The 9,028-nt window shown below is 70.9% G+C and carries 7 protein-coding genes; 1 reads left to right on the forward strand and 6 read right to left on the reverse strand.

Annotation, left to right across the window (positions count from 1 at the left end; genetic code table 11):
* Positions 1-141: 141 nt before the first annotated feature.
* The 3 genes from BG482_RS30745 to BG482_RS30755 all read right to left on the reverse strand — a co-directional run bounded on the left by BG482_RS30745 (position 142) and on the right by BG482_RS30755 (position 4,660).
* Positions 142-1,359, reverse strand: coding sequence for an acyltransferase (locus BG482_RS30745; RefSeq protein WP_256096531.1), 1,218 nt, complete (start codon positions 1,357-1,359; stop codon positions 142-144).
* Positions 1,360-1,629: 270 nt separating this feature from the next.
* Positions 1,630-3,903 carry a catalase gene (locus tag BG482_RS30750; protein WP_069772448.1) on the reverse strand — a complete coding sequence of 758 codons (2,274 nt, stop codon included), beginning with the start codon at positions 3,901-3,903 and terminating at the stop codon, positions 1,630-1,632.
* A 463-nt stretch (positions 3,904-4,366) separates the two neighbouring features.
* On the reverse strand, positions 4,367-4,660 hold the full coding sequence (locus BG482_RS30755) for a hypothetical protein (RefSeq protein ID WP_069772449.1): 294 nt from the start codon (positions 4,658-4,660) through the stop codon (positions 4,367-4,369).
* 90 nt (positions 4,661-4,750) lie between these two features.
* Here BG482_RS30755 and BG482_RS43525 point away from each other — a divergent pair, with 90 nt between their 5' ends.
* Positions 4,751-4,909 (forward strand): RICIN domain-containing protein, encoded by a 159-nt coding sequence (locus BG482_RS43525; protein WP_141746675.1) that lies wholly within the window; start codon positions 4,751-4,753, stop codon positions 4,907-4,909.
* Between the two features lie 84 nt (positions 4,910-4,993).
* On the opposite strand, the gene BG482_RS30760 is transcribed toward BG482_RS43525, so the two are convergent.
* The 3 genes from BG482_RS30760 to BG482_RS30770 all read right to left on the reverse strand — a co-directional run.
* Positions 4,994-7,429 (reverse strand): SpoIIE family protein phosphatase, encoded by a 2,436-nt coding sequence (locus BG482_RS30760; RefSeq protein ID WP_069772450.1) that lies wholly within the window; start codon positions 7,427-7,429, stop codon positions 4,994-4,996.
* Positions 7,430-7,654: 225 nt separating this feature from the next.
* Positions 7,655-8,377, reverse strand: coding sequence for a FadR/GntR family transcriptional regulator (locus tag BG482_RS30765; RefSeq protein WP_069772451.1), 723 nt, complete (start codon positions 8,375-8,377; stop codon positions 7,655-7,657).
* Positions 8,368-9,028: aldo/keto reductase (locus tag BG482_RS30770; protein ID WP_141746676.1), on the reverse strand; the 661-nt coding region annotated here is incomplete at its 5' end. The genes BG482_RS30770 and BG482_RS30765, both read right to left, overlap by 10 nt.

The raw sequence follows: 9,028 nt of genomic DNA on the forward strand, positions 1-9,028 counted from the left end.
GTGATCGGTTCCTCGAAGTCCGTGCCCCGCTTGCCGGCCGGGCGGCTGACCGACGGGGCGCAAGCCCGTTCCGTCTCCGCCTCCAGGCCGTCGACCTGGAGGCCAGGTGCGCGCCTGCGGACTGCGGCCACTGCGGCACCGTCAGCTCTCGGCAGGTTGCCCTTCGGGCAGCCGTCGTCCGTCTCGCGCGCCCTTCACGGGTCGGCGGGAACGACCCGCTGCCATCATGGATTTCCAGGATCTGTTGCGCTTGAAGGGCATCTCGAAGACACGGGAGAACAGCCATGACCCGAACACCGACACCGGCAGGGCCAGGAGGAGCGTGAAGCAGAAGGTGGGCATGCCGGGCGAGACGAAACGCGGGGCCACTCGGCGGATCACGACCATGACGATCGGCAAGTGGATCAGGTAGAGGCTGTAGGAGAAGTCGCCGAGGCTCCGGATGGGGCGCGTGGTCAGGAGCCGTACGAGGATCGCGGGTCTGCCGGTGGCGACCGCGGCAAGCAGCATCGTCATGGCCGGAGCGACGGCGAGGTCGATCCAGAAATAGTGATGCACCGTCCAGACAGAACCCTGTCGGTACCCGAGGGCCAGGACCGGTGCCGCGGCCAGGACGGCGAACCATGCCCACGGCAGGCGTCGAACTCGGTCCGATGCGACGACGATTGCCGCGCCTATCATGCCTGCGACGAAAACGGGGGCGAGATGGAGAGCGAGCCGGTTGTCGCCCTCCACGGGGTTCGCATGAGCGGCCATCAAGCCGAGAGCGATCACCGGAAGTGTCACGCACGCGACCACAGCGGTCGCGCTGAATCGGCGCCGGACCAGCAGGAGCAGGGGGAAGAGGACATAGAGTTCGGCCTCCACTCCGATCGACCAGAACGCGCCGTTCGGTGTCGGGGCGTGGACCATGTCCTGAGCCACGAGGCCGAACACCACGATCGACGCCCCGGTGGGCGGCCCGAAGTGTGAAGCCGGCACCAGGAGCCGGGAAATGACCAGGCTCATGGCCAGGGCCGCCCAGTACGGAGGCAGAATGCGCCAGGCGCGTCGGCGCAGGAACTGAGCGACACCGCCCGACCGCCAGCCGTGACGGGCCGGGGAGATCGCCAGAGAGAACCCCGACAGCACCAGAAAGAAGACGACGGCGAGGCGACCGAACATCAATACGTCCAGCCAGGCGGGCGCCGAACTGTGGGGATAGCCGGGAAAGGTGTACAGCCAGCAGTGGAAGAGCACGACGTACAGTGCCGCCAAGCCGCGGAGGCCGTCCAGACCCAGCACCTGCCGACGGACGGGTGCTCCGCTCGATTCCTCGTCCCGTCCTGGTGGGGACGCCAAAGCCAGAGCGCTGCTCACCGGACGGATCGAATCCACTGAAATCGTCAACCCTTTCTGCGGACACCGTGTGTCCCGAACACTGCCACCGTCTCGACGGTCGCCGCCCATGCAACCTGCCCTGCGGTGGGTGCGCGCCCGAGCGTAACTTCGGCGGAACGCCGGGCTTTCGCGGTGCCGCCCACCGTGACTGGTACGTAGCGTCCGGCCGAGCGGTTCAAAGGGATGCCGGACGGCGAAAGCCGGGCGAGGTCTCCCCCGCCCGGCTTTCGTCACCTGTGTGTGCCGTGATCAGACTCCGGTGAACCGCTCCCACACTCGGTGCGAGCCCAGCAGCTCGGTGACCTGCTCCAGAACGGCGGGGCCGGAGTCGCCCAGGACGACGCCGGGCGCCTGAGCGGGCACGCCGGCCGCCTCCAGCACGTTTTCGCTCAGTGCCCAGGCGCCGATGGCCTTGCCGTGTCGGAACGCCTCGGACAGCAGCAGCGCCACGCGCGGATCCAGGCCCGCCCGCGGGGCGCCGGGGGCGGCCTTGGCGTCACGGGCGCCGAAGGCGTCCTCGCCGACCATGGGTGTTCCGGCGAGCAGGATGGCGTCGAACTCGACGGAACGCGCCGTGGCGTACGTCCGCTGGACCGTGACTCCGGCGTCGTCCCCGCCGAGCGTGCCCCCGACGGGGGCGACGATCAGGGGCACCATGCCGCTGTCGAGCACCGACTCCCGTACGGCGCGGACCTCGTCCAGGTCGCCGTTCCGGGCGGCGACGATCCCGACGACGCGCCCGTCGGTGGGCCAGGTGCGGCCGAGCTGGGACAGCGCCGGACTCGGCTCGACGTCGGCCGGCGGGACAGTGGGTGCGGGGGCGGGCAGACCCAGACCCGAGGCGACCTGAGCGCACAGCTCCGCGTCGATGTTGGCGAGAACCTGGAGGGCACGCTCCTTGATGGCCTGCTCGTAGCATTTGCTCAGTTCGAAGGTGTACGCGCCGATGATGTGCTCGCGCTCGACCGGCGTCATGCTGAGCCAGAACCGGCGGGGTTGGCTGAAGTGGTCCGCGAAGGACTCCGGCGCCTCCCTGACCTTGGCCGCCTCCGGGACGCGCACCGGCGCCTCGACGAACGCCGCGGTGTCGGCGCCGGCCGTGAAGGGACAACCGCCGTCGAGGGAGTTCGGCCGGTACGGGGCGACTCCCCGGTGCACGGCCGTCTGGTGCATTCCGTCCCGCAGCATGTCGTTGACCGGCGCGTGCGGGCGGTTGATGGGCAGTTGCGGGAAGTTCGGGCCGCCCAGGCGGGTGATCTGGGTGTCGAGGTAGGAGAACAGGCGCCCGGCGAGCAGCGGGTCGTCGGTGATGTCGATGCCGGGCACGAGGTGCCCCACGTGGAAGGCGACCTGCTCGGTCTCGGCGAAGTAGTTGGACGGGTTGCGGTTCAGGGTCAGCAGGCCGACCGGCTGCACGGGGGCGAGCTCCTCGGGGACGAGGTTCGTCGGGTCCAGCAGGTCGATGCCCTCGAAGGTCTGGTCCGGAGTGTCGGGGAAGGTCTGGATGCCCAGCTCCCACTGGGGATGGGCGCCTGCCTCGATGGCGTCGGCGAGGTCGCGGCGGTGGAAGTCGGGGTCGACGCCGTTGGTGAGCTGCGCCTCCTCCCAGACGAGGGAGTGCACGCCCAGCTTCGGCTTCCAGTGGAATTTCACCAGGGTCGTGGCCCCGGCGGCGTCGACCAGACGGAAGGTGTGAACCCCGAAGCCCTCCATCATCCGGTACGAGCGCGGGATGCCGCGGTCCGACATGTTCCACAGGGTGTGGTGGGCGGCCTCCGTGTGCAGCGTGACGAAGTCCCAGAACGTGTCGTGCGCGCTCTGCGCCTGCGGGATCTCCCGGTCCGGGTGCGGTTTCCCTGCGTGGATGACGTCGGGGAACTTGATGGCGTCCTGGATGAAGAACACCGGCATGTTGTTCCCGACCAGGTCGAAGACGCCCTCGCTCGTGTAGAACTTGGTCGCGAAGCCCCGGGTGTCACGCACCGTGTCGGAGGAGCCTCGTGATCCCAGCACCGTGGAGAACCGCACGAACACCGGGGTTTCCTCGTCCGCTGCGAGGAACGCGGCTTTGGTGACGTTGGCGGCGCTGCCGTAGCTGCGGAACACGCCGTGGGCCGCCGCGCCGCGGGCGTGGACCACGCGCTCCGGGATGCGCTCGTGGTCGAAGTGCATGACCTTCTCGCGCAGGTGGTGGTCCTGGAGCAGTACGGGTCCGCGGGGCCCCGCCTTGAGCGAGTGGTCGCTGTCGTACAGCCGCGTCCCCTGCGCGTTCGTCAGGAAGCTCCCGGACTGTGCCATGCGGGCCTGGTCCGCGCCGGTCGGCTGACCCGTCGGCGATGCGGTGTCCGGTCCGCTCTGGTCCGCCTTCGGCGGCAGGGGCTCCCTGGGCTGCGTCGGCTCCGCGACGGACGGCGACTCGGAACCCGGCTTTCCGGGGATGCCGTCCTCGGGGGTCCCGTCGTCGCCGTGCAGGGTGTCCGTGACCTTCCGGGCTGCTCGCTGGAGAGGGTTGGCCTCGCTCATCGTCACATTCCTTGCTTCTGAACGGTGGGGGAACAATGGGGGCGAACTGGTCGAAAAAAAGCGTTCTGCGCTCACCTCTCGCGTTCGGCAGGGGGCGTGCCCCGTGCGTCCGGCGAGTGGAGCACCGACGTCGGCCGTTCCGTCGCGTCGCCCCTGGAGGGCCTTCCCGGGCTTCCGACGTCGGGCCGACCAGCCGTGTACCCGGACAGCGGCGACCAACCCCTGCGCTCGCGTCGGGTGCCGACGAATCGGCCAAGCGCCCGCGGTCGGCCGCCGCGACGGTCGGCGATCGAGGCACGCCCCGACATCCCTCGCCGTAGGGGGTGGTCGCCGCGCCGGAGCGAGCCTGGCGGCGGAACACCAGGGCGTGACACCGCGGCAGAGCCAGCCGGCCTGCCCGGTGGAGGTGACGTCTCGCGCGGCAGGGCGCCTGTCGGGCCGCGGGCGATCGCCCGGACGGCGCCTAGCCGGTCACCACCTTGAACGCCTGGTAGATCTTCGGTTCCGTGTCGGGGATGCCGGCTTCCCGCAGCAGCGGGGCGAGCTTCTCTCCGAACTGCCGAAACGCGTCCTCGGACTCCCAGACGTCCGTCACGAACCAGCCGGTGGGGCTGGGGCCGGTGGCGTGGGAGATCAGGCCGGGCACGGGCCAGTCGGAAGCCTTCGTGAGACCGCGTCCGCCGGTCATCTTGTCGGTGAGCTCCTCGTACTGGGCCTGGGTAGTGCCCGGGAAGTCGAACGTGATGATGATCGTCATGCGGGGAATTCTCCTCGGTCGATTGCTGGTGCTGCTGCTCCGAGCTGACCAGCACGGGAGGCGGGGGGCCACCGGAGCGGGGCCGTCCGCATGCATGCGGACGGCGCCGGAAGCGGCGGGGTACTCCTGCGTAGGCCGCGCCAGGCGTGCGCCGACGTCAAGGAGGCCGCCGCCGCGGACGGCGCCCGGATCATCCAGTGGCCCTCCACCGGCGGCCCCGACCAGGACTGGCAGATCGTCGCCGTGTGAGCCGCAGGGCCGGGGGGCGGGGAGCCGGTGGCGGTCGCCCGGCCCCTCGCCCCACCCCGCCCCGCCGTCACGCTCGCCGGACGCTCAGCGCGGCACGGGTTGTTCGGCCCAGATGGTCTTGCCCGTGGCGGTGTGGCGGCTGCCCCAGCGCTCGGCCACCTGGGCGACGAGCAGCAACCCGCGTCCGCCCTCGTCGAACACACGGGCCCGTCGCAGGTGCGGGGCGGTGCTGCTGCCGTCGGACACCTCGCAGATCAGCACATCGGCGCGGATGAGCCGCAGTTCGATGGGGGCGTTGCCGTAGCGGATGGCGTTGGTGACCAGCTCGCTGACGATCAGCTCGGTGGAGAACCCGAGCTCGCTCAGTCCCCAGGCGGCCAGTTGTTCGCTCGCCGCCCGGCGGGCTCCGGAGACGGCCGCCGGGTCCACGGGAAACCGCCAGGTGCGCACCTGCTCCGCCCCGAGACCGGATGCGCGAGCCAGCAGCAGGACGATGTCGTCGCCGGGCGGGTCGGCCCGTACCTTGCGCATCACCTCGTCGCAGACCTCCTCCAGACCGGTGGCCGGCCGGCGCAGCGCTTCGGTCAGCAGGTCCAGTCCGACGTCGATGTCACGGCCGGGGGTCTCGATCAGTCCGTCGGTGTAGAGGGCGAGGAGGCTCCCCTCCCCCATGGCGATCCGGGCGGACTCGAAGGGCAGCCCGCCCAGGCCCAGCGGCGGCCCGGCGGGCAGGTCCAGGACCTCCACGGCGCCGTCGGACGTCACCAGGACGGGCGGCGGATGGCCCGCCCGTGCCAGGTCGCACAGGCCGGCCACGGGGTCGTAGACGGCGTACAGGCAGGTGGCCCCGACCTCTCCCGAGGCCTCCTCCGCCTGCCGGCGCGCATCAGGGCCCTCCTCCCGGTCGAGGCGGATGACCAGGTCGTCCAGTCGGGTGAGCAGCTCGTCCGGCGCGAAGTCGGCGTCCGCAAGGGTACGCACCGCGGTGCGCAGCCGGCCCATCGTCGCCGAGGCGTGCACACCGTGGCCCACGACGTCGCCCACCACCAGCGCGACCCGTCCTCCGGACAGCGCGATGACGTCGAACCAGTCTCCGCCGATCTCTTCCCCGGAACCGGCGGGAAGGTACCGGTAGGCGAGGTCCACCGCCTGCGCCCGAGGCAGCCGCTCGGGCAGCAGACTGCGCTGCAGAGTGAGCGCCGTCCGGCGTTCACGGGTGTAGCGGCGGGCGTTGTCGATGCTCACCGCCGCCCTGGCGGCGATCTCCTCGGCGAGCACCAGATCGTCCTGGCCGAATTCGTCCGGCGTTCGGTGCCGCAGGAGGTGCATCAGGCCCAAGGTGACGCCCCGGGCGCGCAGCGGCACCATCATCACCGAATGGATCCGGAACCGTCTTATGCTCTCGACGCGTGCCGGGGAGGACGTCGACCATTCCACGAGCCGCGGGTCGCCTGCGCGGTAGTGGGCCCCGTGGCCGGTGATCAGCGCCTGTGCCGGCGGTGAGCCGGGGGGATAGACGAGGACGTCGCCCGTCCCGACCACGGATTCCGGGCACCCCGACAGGACCGACCGTTGCGCGGTACGGCGGCACTGCACCGGCGTGTCGGGCGGTATTGGCTGCGGCTCATGTCCCTGGACGACGGACTCGAGCAGGTCCACGGTGACGAAGTCGGCGAAACCCCCGGTCACCGCCACCTCGGCCAGTTCCTCGGCCGTCCGGGTCACGTCCAGGGTGCTGCCGATGCGCGCGCCGGCGTCGTTCAGCACCGCCAGCCGGCGCCGGGCCCAGTACTGCTCGGTGATGTCGATCACCACCGCGGACACCCCGAGCACCTCGCCCGCCCGGTCCTTCAAAGGGGACAGATAGACCGACCACGCGTGGTCGCGTACCTCGCCGGAGGCCCGGAACGGCTGCTCCTCGCGGAAGATCATCTCACCGGTGCGCACGACCTGCCGCTGAAGGCGGTCGATCTCGCCCAGGGGCGGGGCAGGATAGATCTCCCACAGGGTGAGGCCCCTCATCTCCTCCTGGGTGAGCCCCATGGCGCGGCTCATCACCTCGTTGCAGGCCACGAACCGGGCCTCGTGGTCGTAGACCGCCACGGGCAGCGGGAGCTGCGCGAGCGTGAGGTCCCACAGCTCCGCCGTCGCCTCATCGGTCGGCGTGGCGTGGTGCGTGACCGCCGCCGGGGTGACGACCCAGGGAGTCCCGCCGTCCGCGTCCGCCAGCGGTGTGCCCCGGAGCTGCACGTCGACCCGGTCTCCGTCCCGTTTGCGCAGGGATAGGTCGCTCGTCCACGGGTCGCCGGCGACGAGGCGGCGGCGCATCGCGGCGGGCAGCGTCGCGGCCAGCAGATAGGCGGCGGGCCGGCCGACGATCTCCTCGGACGCGTATCCGAGGAGGCGCCCCGCTCCGGCGCTCCAGGCCATGACGGCTCCGCGGGCGTCGATCACGACGGCGAAGTCCTCGGGAGCCCCCGGGGCCCTCGCTCCTGTGGGCGTATCGGATTCGTGGTCCATGGGAGCCATCTCGACGTCGTTCCTCTCGCGCCCCAGCCCGGCGCGGCGTCGACCGTCACTGGCGCTGCCTCCAGCATCCTGCCACGGCACACCCCGCTCAACCGGCCGGAGGACATCGAATGCCCTGAGGTCGAGGCGCGGTCCCTCCGGGACGGGACTCGGCGGTGACCTGTCCGTACCCGTCGGCACGGCGGTGTGGTCAGGGGGACGCGTGGACGCCGGCCCTCACCTGTGGGTCGGCGTCCCGAAGGGCAGGGGTGCGCCCGAGCGCAGGTGCGCCTTCAGCCACTGCTCGGTGTTGCTCACGTGCAGCAGCGCGGCGGCCTGGCTGAGGGCCGAGTCACGGGTCGACAGCGCGTTGAAGATCGCCTCGTGCTCGGCGAGGGTGCGCGCCGCGGCCTGGGAGTCGACCAGACCGCGCCAGATCCGGGCACGCAGGGTACGGCCGGAGATGCCTTCGAGAAGGGTGAGGAGGGTCTCGTTGCCCGTGGCCGCGATGACGGCCCGGTGGAACGCGGCGTCGTGGGCGTTGAGCTGTTCGACGTCCTCGCGGGCCTCGCGCATGGCGTCCAAGTGCCGCTTCACTTCGCCGAGTTGACTGTCGGAGATCCGGACGGCGGCCAAGGCCGTGGCGAGGGGTTCGAGGAGCCGCCGTACCTCCATGAGGTCCTGCAGAGCGACCGAATCGCCCTGCAGCAGCTCCACGGCGCCGCCGAGACCCTCCAGCAGCAGGCTCGGCTGCAGGCTGGTCACATACGTGCCGTCGCCCCGCCGGACCTCCAGGACCCGGGCGACGGCCAACGCCTTGACGGCCTCGCGGGCGAGGTTGCGGGACAGGCCCAGCTGGGCGGCCAGGTCCGGTTCCGGTGGAAGCTTCGACCCCGGAGGCAGCGCGCCGGTGAGGATCAGCTCACGGAGCTGTTCGATGGCCTTGTCGGTCAGAGACACCGCGTGTCCCGCCCGCCGTGGTGCCCCGCGAGCACGTCCGACCTGATCAGCCCCTGAGCGCGAAGATCGTCCCAGAGGCCGTCCGGGACGGGCTGATCATGGAGTTCCACGTTTCGTCCGACCTGTTCCCGAGTCCGCATACCGAGGGTGACGTTGATGATACTGGGGTGGGTGTGGGGGAAGGCGATGGCGGCGGCGGGGAGGGTGGTGCCGTGTGCCGCGCAGACGTCGGCGATGGCCAGGGCTCGGGTGAGGAGGTGTGGTGGGGCGTCCTTGTAGTCGTATTTCATGCCTTCGGTGGGTCGGTCGCGGGAGAGGAGTCCGGAGTTGAAGACGCCGACGGCGACGACGCTTTTGTCGTGTTCTGCTGCGGCGGGCAGGACGTCGTCGAGTGCGGACTGATCGAGGAGGGTGTAGCGGCCGGCGAGCATGACGACGTCGGCGGGGGTTTCGCGCAGGAAGCGGGCGAGCATGGCGGACTGGTTCATGCCGGCGCCGATGGCGTCGATGACGCCTTGGTCGCGCAGTGCGGCGAGGGTGGGCATGGCCTCGTCGGCCGCTTGGCGCCAGTGGTCGTCGGGGTCGTGGAGGTAGACGATGTCGAGGCGGTCCAGGCCGGTGCGTTGCAGGGTCGCTTCGATGGAGCGCAGG

Source organism: Streptomyces sp. LUP30 (assembly GCF_001746365.1).
In the GTDB taxonomy this organism is placed as follows: domain Bacteria; phylum Actinomycetota; class Actinomycetes; order Streptomycetales; family Streptomycetaceae; genus Streptomyces.